Source organism: Streptomyces sp. NRRL F-2664 (assembly GCF_000719345.1).
In the GTDB taxonomy this organism is placed as follows: domain Bacteria; phylum Actinomycetota; class Actinomycetes; order Streptomycetales; family Streptomycetaceae; genus Streptomyces.
Window position 1 is genome coordinate 1 of sequence record NZ_JOFX01000339.1, and the last position, 492, is coordinate 492.

Annotated in this window: 1 protein-coding gene; it reads right to left on the minus strand. The window is 72.2% G+C overall.

What is annotated here, in order from left to right:
• The coding region (locus IF89_RS0136005) for an ABC transporter ATP-binding protein (protein ID WP_030777677.1) at positions 1–492 on the minus strand (492 nt) is incomplete at both ends.

Sequence of the window (492 nt, forward strand, 5' to 3'; positions counted from 1 at the left end):
AGGACCGACAGGCCCGTCTCGGCCCAGATACGGGTGAGTTCGCCGTGCAGGACGTCACGGGTGATGGCGTCCAGGGCCGCGAACGGCTCGTCCATCAGCAGCAGTCGGCTGTCCTGCGCGAGGGCCCGGGCGAGGGCCACGCGCTGGCGCATGCCGCCGGACAGTTCGTGGACGCGCTTGCCGTACGCGCCGCCGAGGCGGACCAGGTCCAGCAGGCGTTCGGCCTCCGGCCGGCGGTCGGCCTTGGCGACGCCGCGCAGGCGCAGGGCGAGTTCGATGTTCTTGCCCGCGGTCAGCCAGGGGAACAGCGCGTGTTCCTGGAACATCAGCGCCGGGCGGCCGCCGGGGGTCTCGATGGACCCCGCGGTCGGCCGGTCCAGACCGGCCACCAGATTCAGCAGCGTGGACTTCCCGCAGCCCGACGCCCCCAGGAGGGTGACGAACTCACCCGGAGCGACATCGAGGCTGATGTCGTCCAGGACGAGCTGCGCA